Genomic DNA, 26,450 nt, shown 5'->3' with positions numbered 1-26,450 from the left:
ATTAATTAACTGATAATCAATTAGCTTAAGTTGAGCTATTTATCGTTACTCATGTAATGATTGCGAGTTTGTTCTACTAGCAGTATCCCTTGCCCATAATTCATATCAAATTGAGCAAAAAGTTGAGCAATACCTTGTGTTTCTTTCTCTTCTTTAGATCTAGTTTCTATTTCCTGTAGTAATAAGGTTTCTATTTCCATATCTAGTAAACGGTAACTGGATTTCACTTTGTGAGCCGTTTCACCAGCGTTTTTAAAGTCTCCTGCATTAATTTGTTTTTGCAACAAAGTATAATCTACTGGGACTTCTTCTAGGAATATATTTAGGATTTGCACAAAGGTTTCTGGATCAGCTCCAAAGTTGTCTGTTAAGGTTGTTAGTTGTAATATTTCACTCATTTAATTCTATTAATTTATCCCAGCCAGCCATCTCTATCGAGGCTGCGGTATTGGATCGCTTCTGCAATATGCGTTCCAGTTATTTCTTCTACTCCTTCTAGATCTGCTATCGTTCTAGATACTTTTAAAATACGATCATACGCTCTCGCACTTAGGTTTAATCGTTCCATCGCACTCTTCAGTAATTGTTTACTAGCCTCATCAAGGACGCAATGTTTTCTTATATCCTTAACGCTCATTTGAGCATTATAATGTGTTTTCTCGCTTTCGCGAAAGCGGACCGTTTGAACATCTCTTGCGGCAGTAACTCGTTCTCTAATCACGGTTGACTTTTCTGCTAGGCGTTCCTCCGTTAATTTTTCAAAAGGTACTGGTGTCACTTCTATATGAATATCGATGCGATCTAACAAAGGACCTGATACTTTACTTAAGTAACGTTGCATCTCTGCAGGACTGCTCTGTACTGGTGCATCTGGATCGTTGAAATAACCACCTGGACTAGGATTCATACTTGCCACAAGCATAAAACTAGACGGATAAGTAACGGTAAATTTTGCTCTTGAAATGGTCACCTCACGATCTTCCAGCGGCTGTCGCATCACTTCTAGCACGGTGCGCTTGAATTCTGGCAACTCGTCTAGAAACAAAACGCCATTGTGCGATAGAGAAATCTCGCCAGGCTGTGGATAAGCTCCACCACCAACTAGGGCAACATCACTTATAGTATGATGCGGACTGCGGAATGGCCGTTGCGCCATCAATCCTACTTTTTCTTGAGTGCGACCTGCTACGCTGTGAATTTTAGTAGTTTCTAGCGCTTCATGCAAGGTCATGGGCGGTAATATGGACGGCAATCGTTTTGCTAGCATGGTTTTTCCTGCTCCTGGCGGTCCTATCAATATAATATTGTGTCCACCAGCTGCGGCGATTTCCATACAACGTTTTATGGATTCCTGACCTTTAACGTCTGCAAAATCAAATTCTGGGTGTTCCAGTGCTTGGAAGAATTCATCTCTGGTATCTACTACGGTAGGCTCAAGTGGTGTTCCATCATTAAAAAAGTCGATGACTTGCGAGATATTATCGACTCCATAGACTTCTAGTCCATCCACGATGGCAGCTTCGCGAGCATTTTGAGAAGGCAAGATAAAACCTTTATATTTTTCTTCTCTTGCTTTAATAGCAATAGGTAATGCTCCTCTTATGGGTTGCAAACTACCGTCTAGGGATAGTTCACCCATGATTAAATATTGATCAACTTCGTCTGCTTTAATTTGTCCAGATGAAATAAGTATTCCTATGGCTAGAGTAAGGTCATAAGCACTTCCTTCTTTGCGCAAATCTGCTGGCGCCATGTTAATAGTAATCTTTTTACCTGGTAACTTATAGCCTACATTTGATAATGCAGCTGCTATACGATAAGAACTTTCACTTATGGCTTTATCAGGTAACCCTACGAGATGGTAACCTATTCCTTTCACAATGTTTACCTCTACAGTAATTGTGGTTGCCTCAACGCCAAAAACGGCACTTCCATAGACTTTTGTGAGCATATTATAAGTTTACGGCTTAAATGTAGGAATTAAATAGAAGTATATTAAATGGAATTAAAGATAAAAGAATGGGACCTAAGTCCCATTCTAGCAAAATGTGTGTTATTAAAAGTAGTATGTAATACTTTAATAACTGATGAATCATTACATTTTTCCCCCAAAAAATTTGACGATCAAATTCACCATACACTTATCTACTCTTCAAAAGTACTTTTTAGAGAGATGCTACACATCAGTATTTATACCTAAATTTTTATGAGTGAGAACTTTATAAAATAAGAAATGAGGCCGAAGCCTCATTTCTATTCCCCTTGAATTACTCTATGTAAACATAGAGTGGTTTGCAATTCTTAGCCTTACGCGTTCTCCTTTTCCCCTACAAAAATGAAGTACGTTTAACTAAGGCTTAATCACATTATAAAATTAATGGATTACTAGCTATTGTGAAATAGGTATAAATACCTAAATTTAAATTTTTCCTACAAAAAAATCGGATAAACTACATGTTTTAAAAAGATTCACAAGATTGAACAAAATCACAACGGTAAAAATGAAGTAGTTTATGATATCATTTTATTTCTAAATAAATAATTTTAAAACCAGTGAGTTACTAAAATAAAAAATGAGGCCGAAGCCTCATTTTCATTCCCCTTAAAATGTGTTTCTGATGCGTCAGAAACGGTACTTAATAATTTGAAGAATCATTTTCTATTTGGTTTCCCCTACAAAATCAGATAGAGTCAAATTCTTCTCTTAATTACTTATTCAAATTTACAGAGGTTATGAGTTACCCACAATAGGTATAAATACCTAAATTTCAAGTAAACATCTAGATTTCTATTAAAACCACCGCATTTTGGATCGCATATGCAACAAGTCCTGCTACATTACGGCTTTGAGTTTTAAGTAAAAGACTATTGCGTTGCGCATCTACAGTTCGTTTTGAAACACATAATTTATCTGCTATTTCAATTGTTGTGAACTGCTCGCAAATTAATTGAAGAACTTCCATCTCACGAGGTGATATTTTACTGTCGTCAAGATTACTGCGTCTGTAATTTCCGTCTCTGGAATTATCTTGTAAAATACGCAATACGTTTTTATCGTAGTAAAAACCTTTTGCTGCCACTTCTCTTATAGTGAGTTCAACCTGTGCTGGTGTGGTGTTTTTAACTAAGTATGAAGATGCTCCTACTCCTAGCATGTTTGATATAAAAACATCGGTATTATAACTGCTTAGGGCAATCACACTTAGTTCTGGGTAAAGTTCTTTTATAATTTTAGTCGCTTCTACTCCATTTAAATGAGGCATTTTAAGATCTGTTACGACCACATCTGGTAAAGTTTCTTGAGCGGCAAGCTGGTCTATGAGTTCCTGACCATTTGTAGCTGTAAAAGCTACATTGAAATCTTTAACTCTTTGTAACATAAAACTTAAGGTATCCAGGAAGAGACCTTCATCATCTGCTAGGGCTATTTGAATCATAAGTAATTATGTTGTTGGGAACTCAAAGGTATAAAAAACGCCTTGATCTGTGCTTGTTTTTAACTCGTAGGTTCCTTTTAATAAATCTACACGGCTGTTAATATTGCTTGTTCCTAGACCTATTCCAGCATCATCAGACATTCCTATTCCGTCATCTATGAACTTTAAACGCTGTACTTGAGAATCTTCATTTAAGGTGATTGTCACCTTAGTAGCTTGTGCATATTTAACGGTATTATTAAAAAGCTCTTGAATAATACGATAGATATGTAATTGAGATTCTGGCGTGAGTTTTTCTTCATCCCAGTCGCAAGAGAAATCTATTTGCAACTCTTTTCCATCTATACTTTTAACCAGCTCAGTAATTGCTGCGCACAGACCAAATTTCTCAAGTACTGGTGGCAATAGGTTATGGGCTATTTTACGAGCATTTGACAAGGTGTTTCCCGTGGCGTTTTCTATACGTTCTAGTAATAACATGCGATCATTATTACTTAAAGTTTCATCCTTTAACATACTAGTATTCATTGCAATCACATTAAGCTTTGCACTGATCTCGTCGTGTAAGTCACGAGCGATACGCCTGCGTTCCTTTTCTTGAGTCACCAGCGATGCAGACAGTATATCTTTTTGTGCCTGGATTTGTGTATCTCTTACCTCAAGATCTGCTTGAGTGATACGCTGTCGCGAAAGCAAGAAAAAAACCACCATTCCTATAGAGAATAAAATGATAAATATCATCAACCCTATGGCTATGTAATTGATGGACGTGTTTGAGATTTGAAGTATTTGTAACATTGATATAGTAGTAATATGTGTAGCGCTATAGTTGTAAATAAATTAATAATCATGGTAATTCTACCAGCCCAGTGATCTACGTCTTCTTGAAATTTAATGCTTGTTAAATATATAACATTAGAGCCTATAGCTAGAAAAATACCTATGTTAATATAAGGATAGCCTTTTTTATCATTTAAGAGTTGTAGAAAATAAAATACACTCATTATTAATAGTACAGGAATCGTTATGAGAGATGCCCACATGGTGTGTTTCATAACTTCAGACGGTTGCCACACATAAGGTGCAGCTGCAACGACAAGTCCAGTAAATAACAAATAAGGAAACCATTTTTTAAACTCCTTACTCACTATATGCTGTCTATAAAACAAGGAGAGAAATATAAATTGTATAAACACAAAGGCCAGAAACAACGGTGCATTACTCTGTTCACCTAATATCAAAACATAATTCTTTTCTACTAAGTAGGAACAACCTTCAGTTAATATCGAAGCAAGTATGTAAAGAAATATGAATTTAAAATCCTTTTTCCCTTTAATTAAAGCGATACTAAAGAATATCAAATTAGTAATCAAAAGACCATCATATACGAGACGTAACATGCTAAATAACTGATCCATTACTACTCGATTTGGTTAGATTGACTCCATGATCTATGATTCAATTTACGATAAATTAAATAAGCCTCATAAGTAAAGAGTATGTTCATGATGATCAATGGAATTAAATTAATAGCGTCTCTTAAACCATAAATAGACGGATCTACACCTTCATAAAAAGGATGTACAGACATATCAATTAAAGAACAACTGGCATACATGAAAATTCCTATCACCATATACGGATATCCTTTTTTGACACTGAGCAAATGAAAAAAGTATATAGTACACATGGCTATTATAGCAGGTTTTGCAAACAACGGACTCCAACCATTAAAAAACATCAAATCAATATCTAAGAATATGTATAGTATGACGGTCAAGATAAGTGAAAAAAGAAAGACAAATGTTGTCGTTTTCTTTAACTTCTTATTTTCTTGATGAATATTAAAAAAGAAAAAGAAGAAAATCAAATCAGACCATAAAACCATGTGGTACAAAGGTGCATTTGTAGCTTCACCATTTATTAAAAACCCATCATACTTTATGAGAAGTGTGATTGCTTCTTTTATTCCCCAAAAGACAAGCACCATTAACAAAGGCCACATGTTGTGTGCTCTTTTAAAAACAAGAGTAGCAAACACAAAGAGATTCACAACCAATAAAGCTATGTAGATAAAATTTAAAATCTCAAAGTACTCCAACTTAAGGTTGTTTTAAAGTTAATAGTTGTATTGAAAAGCACTTTTGATGTCAAGCCTGATGTAGTTCTTTTTTCTTTCCTTTAAAAAATAAATAAGCTTCAAACATAAATAATAATTGCATAATAATTAAGGGAAATAAATAAATAGTATTCCTTAAAACCCTTACCGAAGGGTCAACACCTAAATAAAAAGGAAATGATGCCATATTAATGATTGCAGCATTTGAAACTATAAAAACTCCGATAGCAATAAATGGAAAGCCTTTATTTGCGTTGAGCAAGGATGTGAAATATATAACGCATAAAATAATTATCCCAGTTTTTGAAATAAATGGAATCCAAGCATTATGCTCAAAAATATTAATCTCAAAAAATATGTAGCAACAAGTTGTAAGTGCTAACGAAACATAAAAAACAAAACTAGATATTCGTTTATATGAGTCTTTTTCCATTGCTGAGTAGAAAAAATAAAAAAATAATATTAAATCAGAAAAGAGCGAGAAGTGATAAAATGGCGCATTAGATTCCTCACCCATTATTAATAAATTATTATATCTTATTAATAATGTAATTACTTCGGTAAAAGCCAAAGTAAAAAGATAAAAAAACAAAGGCCATATCTTTTTAATTCCTTTAATTAATAATGCTGAATATCCTAAAACATTCAGCATTAAAAGTAAAAAGTAAAAATATTGTACTGTCTTAAAATAAGTCAATTTAAAACTAGTTTAAAGGACTACTTGGATCATCCATAGGAGGAATAGGTTGTGAAAAGTCATAAATATAAAGTCCATTATCTGGGTCGATCATATCTTTCCCATCTGCATCTACTGCTACCATCATCATTTTAGCTTCGCCGCTAGTTCCTTCTTCTGTAAGGCCCATATAAATTCTACAATTCACACCGTTTTCTCCAACGGTTTGAGTTAAATCGTCTCCAGGAACCCAAAATCCTTGTAAGTCGTTTGCTGCCATCCAGTCTTTTCTAGATGTTTTCCAGTTGCTGCGCCATGTTTGTGCTTGTTCTAATGGAATTGTGTTTTCTGCCATAATACTCGTTTTTTGATTGGTTAAAATTTCATAATTTGACTTAAAACTACGTTATTTTTCTCAATTGTGACATATGAATTTGAAATACGCTTTCGCGAAAGCGGGAACCGCATTATCTTTATTCCAAAAAAGAATGCTACAAGAAATCATACAAACACGACGCAGCGTTTTCCCAGCACAGTATACCGGTGAGGCCATACCAGAGAAGGACTTTTTACAAATTCTAGACAGCGCACGATGGGCTCCTAACCATCGCAAAACAGAGCCATGGCGCTATAAAGTTGTCACAGGTGCCGCACTATCACGATTGGCTGATTTTATGTCCACAGCTTATTCCAAAGTGGATGGCCACAAGAAATTTAAACTTAAAAAGTTTCAAGAAAATCCTATCAAATCCAGTGCGGTAATCTTAATATTCTTACACAGAGATGAGAAGGAAACGGTTCCAGAATGGGAAGAAATCGCAGCGGTTTCCATGAGTGTGCAAAACATGTGGTTAACGACTCACGATCTAGGCTATGGTTGTTACTGGAGTTCTCCTAAACCATTTGCAGACATGAGCAAGTTTGATGGAATTCAAGTAGAAGAAAACGAGCGCTTTCTAGGTTTTTTCTATATGGGAACTTATGAAAAAGAAACTCTTGAATTACCTGAACGTAAAAGTGTAGAATCTGTCACTCAATTTATTACGGAGTAATTAACTCTCTATAAAGTCTTTATATTCCCAGAAGAAAGTTTCCAATCGGTCCATGTGTTCATGAAAGAATTCATACACCTGTGGCCACTGGGTTTTCTTCTGGATTTTAACGCCTTCCAGCATTATATAAGCTCTAGAAATGTGCTTTCCTGACTCCAGAACATAGTCGGCATCGAGAATGATTTCTTGAGAGACTTCATCTTTTAAAATTGCCTGTAAACTCACTAGTTTTTCAAAGTAGTAATCTCTGTAAAATTCCTCATCGTGTTCTATATCGATGGAAACGAGTGCACGTCTATCTTCAAAAGAGAACTTAAGAACGATGTCCTTGATTTTGGTATTATACAACAACCACTTGCGATCATATCGTTTCCCAAACATGGTCCAGAATTGCTGTCTTATTTCTTTTGCTTCTTCTCTTGAGTACATGGGGCGAAGTTAGGGGAAATATAGGTTTTTGGGTTATTGGGTTGTGGGGTTGTTTTAAATCGAAACCTTTCCCTAACCCTAAAGGGTAGGTTTCTGTTTTTTAGGTCATTAGATTATTGGGTAGCTTGATTGTTTTCAGTCTTTCATTTATAATGACAAACGTTATGTCAGTTCGAGCGCAGCCTGCCGGCAGAGGCAGGTCGAGAACAGGTTATTGGGTTGTTTTAAATCGAAACCTTTCCCTAGCCCTAAAGGGTAGGTTTCTATTATTTAGGCCATTAAGTTATTGGGCCGCTGAGTTGTTTTCAAACCGTTAAAGAATTCTCACTTCATTCACGCCAGTTACTGCTCGCTTCTTTTTACCTTTGTACTATGTATAAAAATGATACCATTGTAGCACTTGCTACTCCAGCTGGTTCTGGTGCGATTGCGGTTGTAAGATTATCGGGTTCTGAGGCTCATGAAATAGCGAGTGAGATTTTTGTTCCTGCTTTCGCAAAAGCGGACACTAAAAAATCACCTGAACTCTATAATAAACTAGGTGCAAACACAGTCACCTTAGGTCATCTATACGATGGCGACCGTATGGTAGACGAAGTGTTGCTCACTAAATTCAATGCACCTCGCTCCTACACCGGTGAACATGTGGTAGAAATATCTTGCCATGGTTCCATTTATATACAACAAGAAATCATTGCTTTGTGTCTTAAAAAAGGTGCTCGCATGGCAAATGCTGGTGAATTTACTTTACAAGCATTTCTCAACGCAAAAATGGACTTGAATCAGGCCGAAGCTGTCGCTGATCTTATTGCTAGTGAAAGTGAAACCGCTCACCAGATCGCATTACAACAAATGCGTGGTGGTTTTTCTACAGAGATCAAAGACCTGCGTGGTCAGTTGCTCAACTTTGCGAGTTTGATTGAGCTGGAACTAGACTTTAGCGAGGAAGATGTCGCATTTGCAAACAGAGACGATTTGAAAAAACTACTTTCTGAGAGTCAGCTGACTTTGAGAAAACTGATTGATTCATTTGCACTAGGGAATGTAATAAAAACTGGAATTCCAGTAGCCATCGTAGGCGAACCTAACGTAGGGAAATCTACCTTGCTTAATGCGTTACTGAATGAAGAAAAAGCGATCGTAAGCGATATTGCTGGTACGACTCGAGATTCTATTGAAGATGAGATTAATATTGAAGGCGTGCGTTTCCGTCTTATTGATACCGCAGGATTGCGTGAAACGACAGATACTATTGAAGGAATGGGAATCCAGCGTTCTTATGCTAAGGCTGAGCAATCCAAACTTGTGCTTTACCTTCTAGACGCAACCCAATTAAATACAGGACCTAGAATCATCCATTGTTTAATGCGCATACAAATCATGCGTGAAAAATTCCCTGATAAACCACTGGTTGTTATCTTAAACAAACTGGATCAAATCACCGGTCTAGAACATGCCGAGATTACCAAACAAATCTCTACAAAATCTCCTGATACTATTTTGATATCACTCAGTGCAAAATCTCGTACTGGTGTTGAAGAATTAAAAACAGCTCTTGTAGGTAGTTTTAAAAGCGGTGCATTATCTCAAGATGACACCATTGTAAGCAACGCCAGACATTATGATGCATTGCAAAGTGCTTATAGTTCGCTACTTGAAGTCCAACAAGGCATAGAAAATGATATCTCTAGTGAATTCCTCGCCATCGACATACGCGCCACAGCAGAGTCTTTAGGAATCATCACTGGTGAGATTACTAACGACGAGTTGTTAGGTAATATTTTTAGTCAGTTTTGTATTGGGAAGTAGTTAAAAAAACCAATATATTAGTAATTAAGCTCTATATTAGATATATTTGACTAATATAATAGTTATTTATGCTTAATGTAGTAACCATAAAAGATGTAAAAGTAAAGATAGGCGAAGCTTGTAAACAGCTACGTAAATCTAATAATCTATCCCGTGAAGAACTTGCCGAGGCATTAGATATATCTCGTGCTACCATTCAAAATATTGAATACGGTAAAAACGCCACATTAGATAATGTCTTAAAAGTAGCTAATCACTTTGGGTTATTATCATCCATATTCAATGAAATTGATAAGGCAAATACGAGTCAAAACGACATCTCTTTATACTAAAATATGGCTAGAGAAAAAATCATAGATGTGATAGTGTTTGGTCAAGAAGTTGGAAAACTGGGCTATGATATAGATCAAAGCAAAGCCTTTTTTCAATACAATCCAGATTTTTTAGAATCTGGAAAGTACAAGAACTTATTCCCTTTTATTTTCAAACGCATTAAGCCTGCTCAAGTATTTACAGAATTTCATCAAGACACTTTTCAGGGCTTACCACCTATGATTGCAGATTCTTTACCAGACACCTTTGGTAATATCATATTTCAAAAATGGTTAACCACTAGAGGAATTCAAAAAGTGACACCAGTTGAACAATTAGCCTATGTTGCAGATCGTGGTATGGGAGCTCTAGAATACAAACCTATCAAACCGTTACCTAATACTTCTACAATTAAAATCGACGAGGTAATCACTATTCTAGAAAAAGTCTTGAAACTAAAAGGAGACACTACAGGTAATAACCTGAGTGAGTCATCCCTTTTAAACATTTTCAAAATAGGAACTTCGGCTGGTGGTGCTAGACCTAAAATTCTAATTTCAGAACATAAAGAAACTGGAGCTATTATAGCCGGTGATAAAGAAATTAGTAGTGATTATAACCATTACTTAGTAAAGCTTCATCTGGATGATAATGATGGGTATAATAAAGAAAAAGTAGAATATGCATACTACTTACTAGCCCAAGAAGCTGGCATAGAAATGATGCCATCTCAACTCATAGAAAACAAACATTTTGCAACATTACGTTACGATAGACAGCACGGAGAAAAACAACACGTGCTTACCGTTACTGGATTAACAGGTTGGGACTTTAAAAGCCAACCAGAAAATTCCAGCTATGAAAATGTATTCAAAGTAGCAATAGCTCTTAAAGTGCCACATAAAGATGTGCAGCAATTGTTCAAGCGCATGGTGTTCAATATCATTTTTAGAAATGTAGATGATCACTTAAAAAATCACAGTTTCGTTTATAACAAGGAAACCGACAGCTGGAATATAAGTCCTGCTTATGATCTTACCTATGCGTTGAATCCTTTAATCACTTTTAAAACAACTTCAAGAGCGTTATCCATAAATAAAAAACGTACTGAGATAACACTTAAAGATGTATTAACTATCGCCGAAGAGTTTGCAATAAAGAACCCAAAAGGGATTATTAATGAAATAAAAAGCTTGGTTTCAAGATGGAATGAAATAGCAAGTGACTTAGAAATTCCTCAAAAAATCATGGATGGTATCTATAATGATTTTGAACCATTAAAAGATTAGTCCACACAAATATACTTCTCAATCATATAACCAGTTATAGGTTTCAATGTTTTACCTGTTTCAGGATGCAAACCTAGATCCGTGAAATACTCTATTTCTTTTTTCTTATTCTTCCCGTACCAGAAACGCACGCTGTTATCACTTTTAAAGAATACCGTGTCGCAAGTAACATTCACTTTTTTAAAGGTTAAAATTCTATCTTCTTTATATAAATTCAAACCTTATTAGATTCCTGGAACAATGGGAAAACAAAACTCTTTTTCCATCGCAAAACAACTTACTGCTTTTCGCTTTCAGCCTCTTTTTCTAGCTGTTCTCTTAAGGCTTTGAGGTCATTTAATTGTTGATCTCGAGCTGCTTGTTCCACCGCATAGGCTGAGTCGCGCACTCTAGCTTGTTCGGCGAGCTGGGTTTTTATTTCGGCTTCACGTTGGCTTTGGATTAATTCACGTGCATCTTCTTGTGAGATTTGTTGCTCTTGACGTGCCTTACTTCTTTCATTTTTCAAGTATAATCGGCCAGCAACTATTCCTGTGATTATTAAAATGATGCCTATAATTCCCCAAACTTTTTTCATGATTCTATTTCTTACGCCAAATTTAATCGATTTTTCCTCATCTAAATATCCCCCAAAAAGGGTATTTTTTCTATCATATAACTTAATTAGCTTTGAAAATTATGACGGTAGGATTATGCGAGGAAGTCAGTTTTAGTACGCTTTCGCGAAAGCGTGACACCAAAAAAATATCACCTTAAAACTACCCAATGAAGATGCTTCCATTAAATTTTGGCATAAAAGATGAAAGTTCAAACCAAAATTATGGAACTGCATGTAAGTTCTTATATTTAAGCCTTAACAAAATATTTACCTATGAATCATGTTAAAATAATTGCTCTAATTTTATGTGGAATGACGGCATCACTAGTAGTCGCTCAGAAAAAATATAAAGCTACCTATGATTATCAAAGTGATCAACTCCTCTACTTTGAACTGGATAATGCCAATAAAATAATTGACACCTTGAATGGTGCTACCTTAAAACGTGGCAGTATTATAATGATTGAGGTTGATAATGTGAATCCGTTTGCGCTGTCTATTGAAACCACGGTTGAGGAAGAAAGTTTACATGAAACCAGCGGCGGTTTTAATTTTGCTGGATTATTAGGTAATATTCAAAATATAAGTGGTGGATCACTAGCTCCTAATATGCCTGAATTACCTGCAGGTGATTTTGAAAATTTTGACATGAATGGTGCAAGAGGTAGTGCAAATACGGTGGAAGAGCTAGAAAAATTAACTACAAATTTGAGAGCTCTTAAAACATCACTTCTTAGTGATATGCGCAATCCTAACTTGAGTAAAGAGCAAATTCTTAAAAATCTCAAATACTTAGCATCTTTAAATGATGACGATCGATTACCAGATCCTGAGGATAACCTTTATTTTTTCTTAGAAACACTAGAAAGTTTAATACGTAGCGACGGTGAAAAATTAAACGCGACTATTAATTCAACTGATAATGGCAGCTCACGTGGTGCAACAGCAAAAAGAGCGCTGCGCAGTTATACAGAATATAATGTAGATGCTGTTGATGAAGTTACAGATTTATATGCCAGCGTTGAGGCTGCGTCATTCAATCAAGTCTATGATTACCGAGTAACAGCAGACCGTGCTGTTGTGGAGATTAAATTTATTCCTATTTCTGAGAAAACAAATGCCGGAAATAATACCGCCGTTAAAATACGTAGCATTCCTATAAAAGCTCGTGGTGGTTTTAAAATCAATACTGGAGTTGCACTTACTCTTAATAATTTTAAAGATTCTTCTAAAGATTATTACATCGATCAAAACGGATTAATAGGTGCCACCGCAAATGATAAATTTGTTCCTAACCTAAGTACAATGATCAACTTCTACCCGATCATGGGCGAGAATTTCAACATAGGTGGAAGTTTTGGTCTTTCCATTCCTATTGCCGACGACTTAAGAGGCGTGAATTTCTTGATAGGTCCATCGGTATTCTTTGGTAATAAAAACAGATTCTCCTTTTCTGGTGGAGTCGCATTTGGTCCTGTTCAAGAATTAACTAATGGCTTGCAAGAAGGTGATGCCGCACTAGGAAATGACATCGATGGATTTACTAAAAACGTATATGATGTAGGTTTCTATATGGGGATTTCGTTTTCATTGTTTGATTTGAATTAATTATTATTTACTATCTAAAAAAGGTTAAAGAGAAATTTGTGTAAATTAAAATTGAAAGAATTCCCTTTTGAAAACTCCTCTGACATTAGCAATTTTTTCAAATAATCATTAAATCTCATATTACCTAGATTGGGCACCTCTAGAATCACATATAAACTTTATTTGATGAAAAAATCCTTAAAAACTTTAAGTGCAACAATTCTATTTTTTATCGCCTTTATTTCACTAGGGCAAGAATTAAAATTAGGATTACCAATAGGACACACCAGTGATGTAAATTCCTCACAGTATAGCTCAAATGGAGATTATATCTTAACCTACTCAGAGGATTATACTTTAAAATTATGGGAAGCAAAGTCCGGGAAATTGATACATGATTTTAAGGGTCATTCCGATCAAGTTACTTGTGCGCAATTTAGTCCAGATAACAAAAAAATTGTTTCGGCTTCATATGATAAAAAAGTACGAGTGTGGGATGTAAAAACTGGAAAACTTATTCATATTCTTGACGGTCATAATGAGCTTATAAATTTTGCTGAGTTTAGTCCAGATAATCAATTCATTGTAACTACATCATCATTTGATCACACAGCTCGCGTTTGGAATTCAAAAACAGGACTTTTACACCAAATTATTGAATTTGAAAATTCTGATAGTTTTGCAAGTTCAGCGAGATTTAGCCCCAATAGTAAGTTATTAGTAACTGCATCATGTGATAAAACTGTAAAAATTTGGGATTTGCAAACTAATAGGGTAAAATTAATACTTGAAAAACCAGATGACCAAAAGATAATCGGCTGTTTAGCACAATTTAGTCTTGATGGCAAATTAATTATTACAACTTACTCGAACATTTTACGAATTTGGGATGCAGAATCAGGAAAATTAAAGAGTGAATCTAAAGCGCATTCAGAAAGAATTATTGATAGTGAAATGAGTCCTAATGGCAAGTTTATAGTTACCGTTTCAACTGACCAAACCGCTGTGCTTTGGTCGACTGATACAGGCAAAGTAATTCATAAATTTGAAGGATTCACTGGCCTTAAAAATCCGGTAAAATTTAGTTCAGATTCTAAATACATCATAATTCCTGTAAATAATGGTGCAACAATATGGAATGTAAGTACAGGTAAGTCAAAACTTATTTTAAAAAATCATATAGATGATGTTTACTCTGCAGATTTCAGTCCTTCTAACGACTTTGTAATAACTTCATCTGCAGACCAAACATGTAAAATATCTGATGCGTCCAATGGGAAAATTATAAAAACTTTATCAGGAAATACGGGCTTGATTAGTGGAAAATTTAGTCCCGACGGAAATTCAATAGTATTTAAAACATGGGATGATGCTTTGACAATTATTGATTTAAAATCAGGAAAAAAAATCCAAAAATTATGGAGTGCTATATCTGATAAATATCAAAAATGGTCTTATAACATAAGTGATTTTGAATATAGTCCAAATGGAAGAAAACTCGTATCAATTATTGAAGAAAAAAAAATAAAATTGTGGGATGTTGATACTGGTAAAATTTTACTAACCTATGAACCTAAAACTGATAATGGCAATTCCATCAGGCTTTTCACAAGATTTAGTCAGGATGGGGAAATTCTAATAGTTGGAGATTTTAACGAATCCGTAACTTTCTTTAATACTACAACGGGCAAACAAATTCAAAAAATTGATATACGCCAAGATATCGCAGAGCTGAGTAGTAGCAATAAATTTGCCATAACAATGAAATTTAATTATGAGAAAACAATTGATAGCTGGGACATATTACTATGGAACATTGATACTAAGGAATTAATTAAAGTTATTCATACAGGTTCAAACAAACCTATGAATACGGTAAAATTTAGTCCTGATAAAAAGTTTTTAATCGCTTCATCAGACGACGATGTAGCAAAATTATGGAATATTGAGTCAGGCGAATTAATTTACACCCTTCAGGGACATACTGATGAAATTTACAAAATTCACTTTATTTCTAATGGTGAGAAATACATCACAACCTCTTTAGATGGCTATACAAAAATTTGGTCCAAAGGTAAAAACTTACAAACATTTAAAGGTAATTTTAAGGTTGATTCACAAATTGAAACGAACATCACTTCTGATGAAAAATTTATGGTTACTGTAGATAAATTTGATGTATTAATATGGGAATTAGACTCTGGAAAATTAATATCTAAAATTGATGGACTATCTACTTTAGTAAATTCAACTAATATCAGTCCAAACAATAAATATCTTAATATTAATTATGATAACGGCTTAACAAAATTATATGACCTTACTCAAAAAGAAATACTTATTAGCCAAATAATTTTCGATTCAGACCCCAATAAATGGGTGCATTTACATCCTAGTGGTCTATTTGATGCTTCACCAGAAGCAATGGAATTAATGTACTGGACTAAAGGATTGGAAGTCATTGAATTTTCTCAATTAAAAGAAAAATACTATATGCCTGGTCTATGGGAGAAGGTGTTGAAGGATGAATATTTGGGTAATGTTGATATCAAAAAAGATGGAATAAAGTTACAACCAGTTGTGTCAATAGGAGAAATTGAAAATAATATTCTTCCTATACATTTAACTAAACGTGAAGGAGGCTATGGAGAATTGAGTGTTTTTTTAAATGGGAAAGAAATAATTAAAGATGCACGACCAAATGGCTTTGATGAAAGTTTGAAACATCAAACAATTAATATAGACATTTCAAACTTTAACTCATTGACCCAAGATGGAGAAAACGAATTTACTGTCAAAGTTAAAAACAGAATTGGTGACGTCCAAAGTAGAGGAGCCGTCGCAAAAAACATTGTAAAGAAAGAATCAAAACCACCTAATTTTTATGGCCTATTTATAGGTGTAAATGACTACGTTGGTGACATTGATCTTTCTTTTCCTGTCCCAGATACTGATGCAATGTATAATGCTTTAGAGTTAGGAGCACAAAATCTGTTCGGTAAAGATAAAACGCACTTATATAAACTAACCACAGGAAACAATGATAACAGACCACGCAAAAATAAAATAATAGAACGATTGACTGCAATAGCTGCAAAAGCTAATCCAGAAGACGTTCTTTTTATATATTTAAGTGGTCATGGTCTTACTTGGACAAATAACAAAGGTGAGTCGGATTTTTATTATTTAACTGAAGATGCTCGCTTTGCAAATAAAGAGGCTTACAATGATAAAGACACAAGAGAACAAACTGCTATTTCTACTAATGAATTAGTTGATTACATTAAAAATATTGCGGCCAGTAAAACAGTAATGGTAATCGACGCTTGTGGATCTGGTCAAGCGGTGGATAATTTAATAGCCTCTAGAGATGTTGAAAGTGATCAAATTAAGGCTATTGACCGTATGAAGGACAGAACAGGAATGTTTATAATTTCTGGCTCTGCTGCTGATGAAGTAAGTTACGAAGCTAGTAAATATGGTCAAGGATTATTAACATATTCCTTATTAAAAGCTATGTCAGGAGTAGCTTTAAAAGGAAACAGAAGTATTGATATTGGCACACTGTTTAATTATGCAAAAGATCAAGTTCCTGTTTTAGCTGAAGATATTGGTGGTATACAAGAGCCTCAAGTTTTGTTTCCGAAGTCTGGCTCCTTTGATATTGGGATTCTAAATCTTGATGATCAACAAAAAATAGAAATTAAAGAACCTAAGGATGTTTTTGTGAGGAGCACACTTATCAACTTAGAAGAGCTAGAAGACAATTTAAACTTATCTGATTTATTGGACAGTAGTTTAAACAGCATTAATAGTCGTGGAAAAGATATTATTTGGGTTGACGCAAAGAACTATGCTAACGGTTGCAAAATTTCTGGAAGCTACAATATAATAAATGATATCATTACGCTTAATTTTAAAATTAAATGTAAGGACAAAGAGACAAAATTTAAAGTTACAGGAAAAAATAAAGATGAAATTATCAACTTAGTTCTCGATAAAATATAAATAAAATAGTAATTTAAAATACTAGTAAATATAATACTGAAAATGAAAAACACAATCTATATTATCCTATTTGCTCTATTGAGCTTTACCGTTCATGCCGAAAAATATGCCGTCATAGTTGCCGTAGGTGATTATCCAGAAGCATCTGGTTGGGCAGACATAAGTTCTGTAAACGATGTGGAACTTATAGAAGGTGCATTGCTCCATCAAGGCTTCTCAAAGCAAAACATCATGACCATTATTAACGAGCAAGGAACTCGTGATGGGATTATTAATGCGCTTAATTCTATTAAGAGCAAGCTGGCGGCTGGAGATATTCTAGTCGTACATTTCTCTATGCACGGTCAGCAGGTATTTGATGATAACGGTGATGAACTTGACAGCTTAGATGAATCACTAGTTCCACACAACGCATTTGCTGCATATTCAGATTCTTACCAAGGTGAAAATCACTTGCGTGATGACGATTTAGGAAACATCATTAAAGGACTGCGCAATCAGCTGGGCACTACCGGTCAGCTATTTATGATATTGGATAGCTGTCATAGTGGTAGTTCTACGCGTGGATCGATCTCTCGTGGTGGAAAAGGTGCTCTAGTGCCGCCTAACTGGAGCGAAAATAAAGAGGTGAAAAATTCAGGTAGCGACATGATGGAAAATGTGAGTCTTAGTGATGCTGCGGCTCCATTTGTAATTATCTCAGGTGCTCGTGCAAAGGAGCAAAACTTTGAATATGAAGGTTATGGTAGTTTGAGTTACGCTTTCGCGAAAGCGATGAACACACTAGGAACAGACTTTACATACAGACAGTTATTTAATAAAATCACTGCGGTCATGGCCACTATAGCTCCTAAGCAACAACCTGTTATAGAAGGAGATATAGATTACAAACTCTTTAAAGGAGAATATGTGCAACAGCAACCATTTTACACGGTTAAAAAAGTGGTGAACGCAAAATCGATTAGTATAAATGCTGGAACGATTCAACTCTTCAATCCAGGAACTACAGTTCATATTTTACCGGCTGGAACGAGTAAGTTTGACGAGAAATTGAGCCTGGCTCATGGCGAGGTAAGCAGAACTTTATTTAATGAATCACGAGTTTTACTAGATAAAGAGTTGCCAGATCGCATTGCCCAAAATTACATCGTATTTGTAGATCAGTTATCCTATGGAGATATTTCTTTAAATGTCTTTATAGATGAGACTGTTGAAAATCAAGTAAAATCTGGAGTTGAGACTTTTTTAAAAGATAAAAATATAGGTCAACTCACCACTACTGCTACCGATGCTCAAGTGATCGTAAATACTCAAAATGGCTATTATATTTTACAAGGTGTTGCCGGTGGTGATCCTTTAAACGTAGATGATAAAAATCCTGGAGCAGAATCGATAGAGGAACTCAACGAGAATTTATTCAATTATGCGCAAGGTTCTTATTTGAGAAATCTAGAAATGAAAAATCCTACGTATGAGTTCAGCTTCAGACTAGTACCGGTGGAGTATGACGAGAGTTTTGAAGAAGTAGGTGAAGTGCTAGAATTCAGTAAATTCACTGATGATTCTGGAGCTTTTCAAATAAGCGATGATGGTACAAGAGCAGTTCTAGAAGTGACTAATCATAGTAATAAAGACTTATACTTCTCTATAGTTGAGATTTATAATGATGGTAAAATCTTGCCATTTATGCCTAATGCAAATTGTGATTTTACAGATGGTGAGCGATTGATTCCTCGCAAATCTACTCAAGTGATTACAGGTTGTGCTTATGAATTTGCGCCGCCTTATGAACGTATTGTTTTAAAAGCGTTTGCATCTACTTCTCCCATCAACCTCACTCCTATTCTTACTAAGAAAACGACAAGAGCTGTTATGAATCCGCTGGAATCATTTGTTAAGGATACTTATACCCAAACTCGTGGTGGTGGTGGTTCTAGGTCTAACGATAGGCAGTTGAAGGGTTATACCACAGAATTTGTTTATGAAATCATCAAAAAGTAATATTTATTAATTATTGAATTATGAAGCTATTTAAAAATTTAATATTACTTACTGCGGTACTGTGTATCACGGTATCCTATGGGCAAGATAAAGATGTCAAATTACCAAGCGAGTTTCCATTTGGTGCTCCAGGTAGCGAATCCAGAGGTGTTTTTGGTGAAGATGGACGTGAAGAAGTAAATGATGTATCTGGTATCACTCATTATACTAATGCTACTGCGGTAATGATTCCTAAAAATTATGTAGATGGAAATAAACTTTACGGATACTCTTTGAGACAATCATTAACTAAGCAATTTGGAGTAGATCGATTTGATGAGAACGTAAAGTTTCTAGACCAGCCTACCGCTGCAAATTGTACTGGATTTCTAGTGGCACCGCAAATTATAGTCACAGCCGGTCATTGCATTAACTCTATGGAAGATGCAGACCAATGGTACTGGCTATTTGACTATACTAACAACATGAGTTGGAATTTAGAAGGTAATTATGTGACGTTTGATAGAAACAATTTATATGAGACATCTGAGATTTTAGGTTCTAAGCTAGAAGGAGAAGAAGATGATGAGTTAGAAGATTATGCAGTACTTAAACTAGATCGTGTGGTGACAGACAGGAAACCTTATCGCATAAGAACAAGTGGTACGCCTAGTGTTTCTACAAACGTGTACACTATAGGTTCACCTACAGGTTTACCACTTAAAATATCATTAGATAGTGAGGTTCTCGAGAAAGGGAACGATTACTGGTTCAAGACTGATATAGATGCCTTTCCTGGAAATTCTGGAGGACCTGTTTTTGATCCTAATGGATATATAGAAGGTATTCTAGTACGTGGAGCTGTTGAATATGCAAATGGTTCATACACTGGAGATTATAAATATGACCAGAACTGTGATTGTATACGAACGGTAACTTTTGCCCAAGCTGGCTTGACTGCAGGCTGTCAAATTCACAAAATCAATTCTATCCCTTATTATTTAATCAAACGTATTATTTATGATAATCTTGAACGCGCTATACGCAGGTCTGATAATGATGAGTATGACCGATGGGCTGTTTATGAATGGATTTTACATGATTCTTATACTATGGAACGAGGTGCTTTTGAAAGTGTGGCAATGGATTATAACAATAATTATGCGCTTAATGAGCTCATCACTGTAAATTCTGAGCGTTATGATTCCTCCTATGGTCGTACTATTTTGGAATACGCTTTATCTAATGGGTCATCTACTTTAAAAGAAAATGCGCTAGAGAATTTAGATATAGATGCTACAGATCGCTATGGCCGTACCTTACTTGAACAATTTACTATTGATAATAACCTAAACCTTGTTCAATTACTTTTTGAATACGGAGCTAATCCTAAGGTGACCGACGGCGATGGAAATAACTTATTGCAAATTGCGGTGGCAAATGATGCCTATAGTTTAATTGATTACTATATCGAGTCGGGTAATGTAGATCTAGAAGGTTTAAACAATGATAACCGAACCATATTACAGGTAAATGTATTAGGTAATAACCTTGAAATGGTTAAATCTCTTATTAACAATGGAGCCAATAAATATGTGGCCGATTCTAGAAACAACACCTTACTCCATTATGCTGCAAAATATGGATCTGAAGAATTAGTCAATTACCTATTAAAAGAAGGTTTGAAGGCTGATAAGAAAAATAAAGACAAACGATTACCTGAAAAAATCGCTAAACGAGCTAACCGTAAAAAAATGGCAAAACTATTGAAGAAGGCTAGGAAACGTAGCTAAGGAAATAAAGCTTATCAAAAAAGCCATCTATGATCGTAGATGGCTTTTTTGATTGAAGTATATTTATTTTATTCAAAGTAAACAAAGGCAGCCCATTTATCAGGTTGATATCGATACTTTTTCATCATAAAACTTTGAGCATATTTGAAGGCTTCTTTAGCGTCGTTATTAGTCTTCCATTTAGTATAAAATTTACCCATGAATTCTGCAGTTTCTTTATCAGGAACTTCCCACAGAGTCATTATAATGGTATTTACACCAGCCATTTTAAAAGCACGTTGTAATCCATAAACACCTTCGGAACTTGGGATATCACCTAGCCCAGTATCACAAGCAGATAAAATTACTATACTCGTATTACGAAGGTCTAGATTTGAAATTTCTAAAGCTGTCAAAATTCCATCTTCTTCTTCGTATGGATTACTTCCATTTTGCCAAGCATAATTGGCGTTTGCTAATATAAGTCCAGACCTAAGCAACGGATCCTTTACTAATTTATAGGTTTGTTCTTCTTTAAGTTCATCTTCGTCAATATCTGGAAAAAAGAACCCATGTGTTGAAATGTGAAGAACTGATGGACTATCGCCACTTAACTCTTTTAGACTACTTTCTGAGGCATCTGTTTTTTGTAAAGTTTTACTCTTAGGAAGTTGATCTTGAATAAATTCTATTTCTGCTTTTGTTCCTGGCAAGTATGCCCAACTACCTCGAGAGGCGTTTCTTTTTTTATTTTTCTCGTTACCCAGTAATTCCTTAGATTTTAAGACACTATTTTCTGCGCCCTCATTTTTCACAGTTTTATCAACTTGATCATAGTCATAGGTTATATCACCTATGAGTAAGACATCGTCTAAATCTGGAAATTCGTTTTCTAAATTTACAGATGCCGTGTTGCTCACTCGATTCATATTGTAAATCTCACCAAGAAAACGTCCTTGACTAGTAGGTAATGCATTTAAAGGAACTTTATGTAATAAACCATCTGGCGAGTAGTAAATAGTCTCTACATCCTCAAGATGTGGTTCTAACGGTTGCCATATCATTTCATATAACAATTCTGAAATAGCAATCTTTTCATTTTTTTTATTTGATGAAGCTATTGCTCCTCGTGAACTATATTTTTCAAAGTATTCCTTTAATTCTCGCTCCTCAAATAGATTGATTACCTTAGGAGTATCCCAACCTTTTTTGTACAAGTAAGCAACATACATCACATTATCTGTCCATGTCTTATCATGCAGTATAAAATGTGTGAATTCTATAGCTAAATCCTTTTTATTTAGTTTAGTTTCTTTAAAGTCTTTTATGTAGTCATTTTGACTCTTAAAATGTTTTTTATTTGTGTTTACTAAAATTCTTTCGAGGCTACTATTAGCTTCTACTGCTTCCTTAAGAGTAGCATCTCTTTCTTTTAAAGGCAATTGTAATTGTGTGGTGATATATTTACGGTTCTCAATAAATTTATTAATACTGTCATTCAATGACTTATCATTGAGGCTTTTTAAGTCAGACAGCAAGTCTTTTGTAGCGCTTAATACTAAGCCTTTAGAAGTTAAAACATTGTTCAAAGCAAAAGACAGTGCTTCGGGATAACTATTATCAGTAACATAATTGAAATTAGCAAAGTAATTTAATCCTTGATTACCTATTATTTCTGTAATAAAGCCTTGCTTTTCTATAGCAGTTTGGTAAGCAAAATTTTCTTCTATTTGATTGATCGTCGTATTATTAGACTCTTTCAGTAAAGGGAAAGCATCTTTAAATTTTCCTTCTGATTGATATACTAAAGCTAATTCTAATTGTGTAGACCGATAAAGTAAATTTTGTTTACCGATATTACTTTCAATAATACTTAAAGCTTGTTTTAAATAAGTAACAGCCGATTTTAATTCATCACTTTCAATTTTCAATCTAGCTATATTAACCAAAGCTCTGGCATAATCTATGTGGTTTTCACCTAAAATTTCGGCTTGTATTTCAAGAGATTTCTCAAAGTTCTCTAATGCCTTGTTATATTGCTTAGTATCTTGAAAATTCAGGGCTAAAATATTTAAGGACCTAGCATAAACACTACTGTTAAATCCAAAATGTTTTTTAGAATGTAATATAGATTTACGACTCAATTCAAAAGATTTATCGTAATTCTCAATTTTGTTATACATAAAAGCCAAATTATTCAGAATCATTCCTGTTGATGTTGATTCATTTGAGGTAGAGTTAGATATCTCCAAGGCTTTTTCTAGATATTCCACCGATTTTTTAGTTTGTCCTATGTCATCATAAAGATTTGCAACATTGTTAACTAAAATTGCATACTCCGTGTTATCTACGTCTTTAGCATTTTCAAATAAGTCTATGGTTTTCAAATAAAAAGTTAGGGCTTTATCGTAGTCTCCTCTTAGATGATGTATAATGGATAAATTACTTAAAAGAAGTAAATGAAATTGATCATCTTTATTCAAGTCATTTTTAAAATAATTATAGGATGCCGTAGCGTGTTCTAAAGCAGCTTCATAATCGCTTTTCTCTGCAAAACACTTAGAGTATAAAACTAGTGTTTTAGCATATTCAGGATTGTCGGAACCTTTCTTGTCTTTTATTTTCTTTAAAACTTTCTCATAGATTGCTATTGCTCCATCATAATTTTCAGAAAAATTTTCTAAAGAATTAGCTATGTTTAATAACATTACTAATTCTTTATCATCGGTGACTGCATGCGTATAAGGAATGTCTTGACCAAAAAAGATATTTGGAGTCAAACATATTAACAAGAGTAGCTTCAATGAAAATTTGACTTTGCACATATAATCACTATATTTATATTAAATATAACTTTATTTATGAAAATTAGCATTCAACTATTAGTATTCTTTTTGTGTTTCACAGCTTATTCACAAGATTCAGTCAATGATTTAAATGGCTCTAAAGTATTTACCGATTATTTAACGGCAATAGATGCAGGAAATTTAGATAGCACTAAAAATATTATGACCGTTTATAAAGGTGAGTCCGTGATGGGAGAAATTACTATCGAAAAAACTGTTAGCAAGGATAAGATAGTTGAAATATGGAATCTTGCTGGAAATGTGTTGTTTCATATAGTTGCAACTCAGGATAATTGTTACCAAGTAACCAATGGAGAAAAAAAATTATTACCAGATACCATGTGTAATGATTTTAAACCATTTATTGGTTTATTTAATGAGGTTAATTTGAAAAACTTAGAGGAAACTGAAGTTGAAGAGGTTGAAGTTAATGATGAAAAATGTTATTCTGTTTCATTACCTGGAGCATCTACAAGCCATAAATTCATTTATAACCAATCAACTGGTTTAAAAGTACAAGAAATTCAACTTACACAAAGCGGTGATAAAATTGCAGAAAGTAAGATCATTTATAAAGATTATCAACCTTACAATGATATAAAATTTCCAACCATTCAAATTCAAACAAATTTTTTACAAACGGGAACAGATGTAGAATTTAAACTTGAATCTGTAGAGTTTAATGTTTCTGAAACTGAAGATTAATCTAGATTCTATTACAATTTAAAACACTTCTTAATCGTGATTAGGAAGTGTTTTTTTTGTTATAATTTGATTATTTTCAATTAGCAAAACATGTATATCTTAAATACTAATAGAATTAATTTAAAGTACTTAGCATATTAATTATATCGCTTTTCGCGAAAGCGTGTATATCACCATCATTAATAAATCTAATAATAAAATTTTGAAAATGGGCTGATTATGCATCGATAGGCTTGATTTCTTTTGAACTCTATACTAGTATAATCTAGAATGCGCTGACGTAGGTTCTTACTATTTTAATTTATAGAATACTCAAAGAATCCTACCACACCTTAATCTTACTCAACTCATTAATTTCTCTAATATCGAGTTTTTGTTTTTAGTTAGCATATGCTTATTGCCAAGGCCTTTAAAAAGGTAACAGTCTACTTCAAATTTACTTATGGTTCCTCAACAATTTCATACAATAGGTCTAAACTATTGAATTGTATCTCTGAATCATTAGAATAAAAAAAGGTGCTGCCATCATTGAAGATTATTTGATTCGTTTGTTCTTTTAACGATTTGAACTCGACATCATCTCTAAGATTTACCGGTGCAGAAGTTGCGATAGCTTTTAAAATATACTTTCCATAATCAAAAGAAAAAGTAAACACACAATCTGTAAATCTTATTGTTTGTCCTGGCTCCACTTTTCTATTATTCTTATCAAAAGAACATCGCGAATTTGGTAAAAAATTATAATACTCTTGATATTCAGAAATATCCAGTATACTAAGATAAATTGGTATCTTACTGTTATTATGTACTTCTACAATTAGCGAATCTCTTACTACAACCTTATAAATATCTTTAGTTAATTCACTAGGATTAAATCTTTTATTAGAAACTGCCGAATCTGATACAGGTACTAATTTGAAATCGAAAATGATTTCATTGTTCTTTTTCAAACTTGTATCCTCAATACTTATGTCTTTATATAGACTAAAAATACTATTCAGCTCCTCTGTAGACTTTCCGTAAGTATGTTTTGAAGGGTTAGGAACACCAAAAAGAGAAAAAGCAGCCCAATGCTTTGGATCATTACTAACTTCTTTTCTAAACTTGAGCAATGCTTTTCTTAGTGAGGTGTCTGGTTCTAACGAGGTGTTATCACTTTTACTCAATTCATTAAAAAACATTTTCATGAATTCAGATGTTTCAAAATCACTAATATTCCAAAGACTCATTAAAACGTGATTTGCACCTGCTATTTGCAAGGCTCTGGATATGCCAATGATTCCTCCATCTTCTGGCTTCCCTAATCCTGTATCACAAGCACTAAGTACAGCTAGTTTAGCATCAATGGATTGTGATCGAAATCTCAAGTTTTGAATATCTCTAGCAGTCAGAAAATCATTCTTAAGACCTGAATCATTTGTTAATACTATAAAGCTATCGTCTAAAGGATTTTTGATACTCGATTTACCATGAGTTGCAAAATATATGAGGTCAGCGTCAGGTATACTCTTTAACACATTTGCAACTGTAGCATCTTTATTGCCTAAAACTTCTGAATTACCTTGTTTATACAACGAGTTTATTGCTTCCACCTCTGTTTTAGTATACTTTAAATCAGAAAACTGAAAATTATCACTTGATTTAAAATCTGTTTTGTAAACGAAAAGTCTTTCTTTAAAGTCATAAAAATTTGTGTCAAATTCAAAATTAACCGTTGATTTAAGGCTCGCGTAAATTTCAAAAACACTTGGCGAAATGGAATAACTCATTTTATCTATCAAATAGTCAGAATTTGAAATTTTAAAAACTGAAAATGGTAGTATGCCAATAT

22 protein-coding genes are annotated in these 26,450 nt (G+C 34.1%); 9 read left to right on the top strand and 13 right to left on the bottom strand.

Annotation, left to right across the window (positions count from 1 at the left end; translation table 11 throughout):
* Positions 1-35: 35 nt before the first annotated feature.
* The 8 genes from ACSHWW_RS11010 to ACSHWW_RS10975 all read right to left on the bottom strand — a co-directional run bounded on the left by ACSHWW_RS11010 (position 36) and on the right by ACSHWW_RS10975 (position 6,587).
* Positions 36-398, bottom strand: coding sequence for an Hpt domain-containing protein (locus tag ACSHWW_RS11010; protein WP_435682511.1), 363 nt, complete (start codon positions 396-398; stop codon positions 36-38).
* A gap of 14 nt (positions 399-412) precedes the next feature.
* Complete coding sequence (locus ACSHWW_RS11005; protein ID WP_435682510.1) at positions 413-1,951, bottom strand: YifB family Mg chelatase-like AAA ATPase; 1,539 nt, start codon at positions 1,949-1,951, stop codon at positions 413-415.
* An 829-nt stretch (positions 1,952-2,780) separates the two neighbouring features.
* Positions 2,781-3,437, bottom strand: a complete 657-nt coding sequence (locus ACSHWW_RS11000) for a response regulator transcription factor (RefSeq protein WP_435682509.1) — start codon at positions 3,435-3,437, stop codon at positions 2,781-2,783.
* 6 nt (positions 3,438-3,443) lie between these two features.
* A complete protein-coding gene (locus ACSHWW_RS10995; RefSeq protein WP_435682508.1) occupies positions 3,444-4,235 on the bottom strand; it encodes a sensor histidine kinase in 792 nt (263 codons plus the stop codon).
* Positions 4,190-4,855 (bottom strand): hypothetical protein, encoded by a 666-nt coding sequence (locus ACSHWW_RS10990; RefSeq protein ID WP_435682507.1) that lies wholly within the window; start codon positions 4,853-4,855, stop codon positions 4,190-4,192. The genes ACSHWW_RS10995 and ACSHWW_RS10990 overlap by 46 nt, the downstream gene beginning before the upstream one ends.
* Positions 4,856-4,857: 2 nt before the next feature.
* A complete protein-coding gene (locus ACSHWW_RS10985; RefSeq protein WP_435682506.1) occupies positions 4,858-5,538 on the bottom strand; it encodes a hypothetical protein in 681 nt (226 codons plus the stop codon).
* A gap of 49 nt (positions 5,539-5,587) precedes the next feature.
* The gene (locus ACSHWW_RS10980; RefSeq protein ID WP_435682505.1) at positions 5,588-6,253 is read right to left on the bottom strand and encodes a hypothetical protein; all 666 of its coding nucleotides are present in this window, start codon (positions 6,251-6,253) and stop codon (positions 5,588-5,590) included.
* A 7-nt stretch (positions 6,254-6,260) separates the two neighbouring features.
* Positions 6,261-6,587, bottom strand: a complete 327-nt coding sequence (locus tag ACSHWW_RS10975) for a hypothetical protein (RefSeq protein ID WP_435682504.1) — start codon at positions 6,585-6,587, stop codon at positions 6,261-6,263.
* A 73-nt stretch (positions 6,588-6,660) separates the two neighbouring features.
* Between ACSHWW_RS10975 and ACSHWW_RS10970 the strand changes: the two genes are divergently transcribed.
* Positions 6,661-7,284 (top strand): nitroreductase family protein, encoded by a 624-nt coding sequence (locus tag ACSHWW_RS10970; RefSeq protein ID WP_435682503.1) that lies wholly within the window; start codon positions 6,661-6,663, stop codon positions 7,282-7,284.
* Here ACSHWW_RS10970 and ACSHWW_RS10965 read toward each other — a convergent pair whose 3' ends face one another.
* Positions 7,285-7,713: a DUF4268 domain-containing protein gene (locus ACSHWW_RS10965; RefSeq protein WP_435682502.1), complete on the bottom strand. Its 429-nt coding sequence runs from the start codon at positions 7,711-7,713 to the stop codon at positions 7,285-7,287.
* Between the two features lie 372 nt (positions 7,714-8,085).
* Here ACSHWW_RS10965 and mnmE point away from each other — a divergent pair, with 372 nt between their 5' ends.
* The 3 genes from mnmE to ACSHWW_RS10950 all read left to right on the top strand — a co-directional run bounded on the left by mnmE (position 8,086) and on the right by ACSHWW_RS10950 (position 11,123).
* Positions 8,086-9,522 (top strand): tRNA uridine-5-carboxymethylaminomethyl(34) synthesis GTPase MnmE, encoded by a 1,437-nt coding sequence (gene mnmE / locus ACSHWW_RS10960; RefSeq protein ID WP_435682501.1) that lies wholly within the window; start codon positions 8,086-8,088, stop codon positions 9,520-9,522.
* Between the two features lie 68 nt (positions 9,523-9,590).
* A complete protein-coding gene (locus ACSHWW_RS10955; protein WP_435682500.1) occupies positions 9,591-9,854 on the top strand; it encodes a helix-turn-helix domain-containing protein in 264 nt (87 codons plus the stop codon).
* A 3-nt stretch (positions 9,855-9,857) separates the two neighbouring features.
* Positions 9,858-11,123: a type II toxin-antitoxin system HipA family toxin gene (locus ACSHWW_RS10950; protein WP_435682499.1), complete on the top strand. Its 1,266-nt coding sequence runs from the start codon at positions 9,858-9,860 to the stop codon at positions 11,121-11,123.
* On the opposite strand, the gene ACSHWW_RS10945 is transcribed toward ACSHWW_RS10950, so the two are convergent.
* Both ACSHWW_RS10945 and ACSHWW_RS10940 read right to left on the bottom strand, forming a co-directional pair.
* Positions 11,120-11,299: a hypothetical protein gene (locus ACSHWW_RS10945; RefSeq protein WP_435682498.1), complete on the bottom strand. Its 180-nt coding sequence runs from the start codon at positions 11,297-11,299 to the stop codon at positions 11,120-11,122. The genes ACSHWW_RS10950 and ACSHWW_RS10945 overlap by 4 nt on opposite strands.
* A gap of 101 nt (positions 11,300-11,400) precedes the next feature.
* Positions 11,401-11,700: a hypothetical protein gene (locus ACSHWW_RS10940; RefSeq protein WP_435682497.1), complete on the bottom strand. Its 300-nt coding sequence runs from the start codon at positions 11,698-11,700 to the stop codon at positions 11,401-11,403.
* Between the two features lie 294 nt (positions 11,701-11,994).
* On the opposite strand from ACSHWW_RS10940, the gene ACSHWW_RS10935 reads away from it, so the two are divergent.
* The 4 genes from ACSHWW_RS10935 to ACSHWW_RS10920 all read left to right on the top strand — a co-directional run bounded on the left by ACSHWW_RS10935 (position 11,995) and on the right by ACSHWW_RS10920 (position 21,089).
* Complete coding sequence (locus ACSHWW_RS10935) at positions 11,995-13,329, top strand: hypothetical protein (RefSeq protein ID WP_435682496.1); 1,335 nt, start codon at positions 11,995-11,997, stop codon at positions 13,327-13,329.
* 165 nt (positions 13,330-13,494) lie between these two features.
* Positions 13,495-17,316 (top strand): caspase family protein, encoded by a 3,822-nt coding sequence (locus ACSHWW_RS10930; protein WP_435682495.1) that lies wholly within the window; start codon positions 13,495-13,497, stop codon positions 17,314-17,316.
* 42 nt (positions 17,317-17,358) lie between these two features.
* A complete protein-coding gene (locus ACSHWW_RS10925) occupies positions 17,359-19,317 on the top strand; it encodes a caspase family protein (RefSeq protein ID WP_435682494.1) in 1,959 nt (652 codons plus the stop codon).
* A 20-nt stretch (positions 19,318-19,337) separates the two neighbouring features.
* A complete protein-coding gene (locus ACSHWW_RS10920; RefSeq protein ID WP_435682493.1) occupies positions 19,338-21,089 on the top strand; it encodes an ankyrin repeat domain-containing protein in 1,752 nt (583 codons plus the stop codon).
* A gap of 68 nt (positions 21,090-21,157) precedes the next feature.
* Here the strand turns inward: ACSHWW_RS10920 and ACSHWW_RS10915 are convergent, their stop codons facing one another.
* On the bottom strand, positions 21,158-23,848 hold the full coding sequence (locus ACSHWW_RS10915) for a CHAT domain-containing protein (RefSeq protein WP_435682492.1): 2,691 nt from the start codon (positions 23,846-23,848) through the stop codon (positions 21,158-21,160).
* An 81-nt stretch (positions 23,849-23,929) separates the two neighbouring features.
* Between ACSHWW_RS10915 and ACSHWW_RS10910 the strand changes: the two genes are divergently transcribed.
* Positions 23,930-24,619 carry a hypothetical protein gene (locus ACSHWW_RS10910; protein ID WP_435682491.1) on the top strand — a complete coding sequence of 230 codons (690 nt, stop codon included), beginning with the start codon at positions 23,930-23,932 and terminating at the stop codon, positions 24,617-24,619.
* Between the two features lie 440 nt (positions 24,620-25,059).
* Here the strand turns inward: ACSHWW_RS10910 and ACSHWW_RS10905 are convergent.
* The coding region (locus ACSHWW_RS10905) for a CHAT domain-containing protein (protein ID WP_435682490.1) at positions 25,060-26,450 on the bottom strand (1,391 nt) is incomplete at its 5' end.

Source organism: Nonlabens sp. (assembly GCF_051251825.1).
Taxonomy (GTDB): domain Bacteria; phylum Bacteroidota; class Bacteroidia; order Flavobacteriales; family Flavobacteriaceae; genus Nonlabens.
Note: the sequence above shows the minus strand (reverse complement) of the source record. Positions and strands in the feature narration are given on the sequence as shown.

Excerpts from the sequence above, each read along its gene's own strand:
- ACSHWW_RS11010 (WP_435682511.1), bottom strand. The coding sequence starts at position 398 with ATGAGTGAAATATTACAACTAACAACCTTAACAGACAACTTTGGAGCT.
- ACSHWW_RS11005 (WP_435682510.1), bottom strand. The coding sequence starts at position 1,951 with ATGCTCACAAAAGTCTATGGAAGTGCCGTTTTTGGCGTTGAGGCAACC.
- ACSHWW_RS11000 (WP_435682509.1), bottom strand. The coding sequence starts at position 3,437 with ATGATTCAAATAGCCCTAGCAGATGATGAAGGTCTCTTCCTGGATACC.
- ACSHWW_RS10995 (WP_435682508.1), bottom strand. The coding sequence starts at position 4,235 with ATGTTACAAATACTTCAAATCTCAAACACGTCCATCAATTACATAGCC.
- ACSHWW_RS10990 (WP_435682507.1), bottom strand. The coding sequence starts at position 4,855 with ATGGATCAGTTATTTAGCATGTTACGTCTCGTATATGATGGTCTTTTG.
- ACSHWW_RS10975 (WP_435682504.1), bottom strand. The coding sequence starts at position 6,587 with ATGGCAGAAAACACAATTCCATTAGAACAAGCACAAACATGGCGCAGC.
- ACSHWW_RS10970 (WP_435682503.1), top strand. The coding sequence starts at position 6,661 with ATGAATTTGAAATACGCTTTCGCGAAAGCGGGAACCGCATTATCTTTA.
- ACSHWW_RS10965 (WP_435682502.1), bottom strand. The coding sequence starts at position 7,713 with ATGTACTCAAGAGAAGAAGCAAAAGAAATAAGACAGCAATTCTGGACC.
- mnmE (WP_435682501.1), top strand. The coding sequence starts at position 8,086 with ATGTATAAAAATGATACCATTGTAGCACTTGCTACTCCAGCTGGTTCT.
- ACSHWW_RS10955 (WP_435682500.1), top strand. The coding sequence starts at position 9,591 with ATGCTTAATGTAGTAACCATAAAAGATGTAAAAGTAAAGATAGGCGAA.
- ACSHWW_RS10950 (WP_435682499.1), top strand. The coding sequence starts at position 9,858 with ATGGCTAGAGAAAAAATCATAGATGTGATAGTGTTTGGTCAAGAAGTT.
- ACSHWW_RS10940 (WP_435682497.1), bottom strand. The coding sequence starts at position 11,700 with ATGAAAAAAGTTTGGGGAATTATAGGCATCATTTTAATAATCACAGGA.
- ACSHWW_RS10935 (WP_435682496.1), top strand. The coding sequence starts at position 11,995 with ATGAATCATGTTAAAATAATTGCTCTAATTTTATGTGGAATGACGGCA.
- ACSHWW_RS10930 (WP_435682495.1), top strand. The coding sequence starts at position 13,495 with ATGAAAAAATCCTTAAAAACTTTAAGTGCAACAATTCTATTTTTTATC.
- ACSHWW_RS10925 (WP_435682494.1), top strand. The coding sequence starts at position 17,359 with ATGAAAAACACAATCTATATTATCCTATTTGCTCTATTGAGCTTTACC.
- ACSHWW_RS10920 (WP_435682493.1), top strand. The coding sequence starts at position 19,338 with ATGAAGCTATTTAAAAATTTAATATTACTTACTGCGGTACTGTGTATC.
- ACSHWW_RS10910 (WP_435682491.1), top strand. The coding sequence starts at position 23,930 with ATGAAAATTAGCATTCAACTATTAGTATTCTTTTTGTGTTTCACAGCT.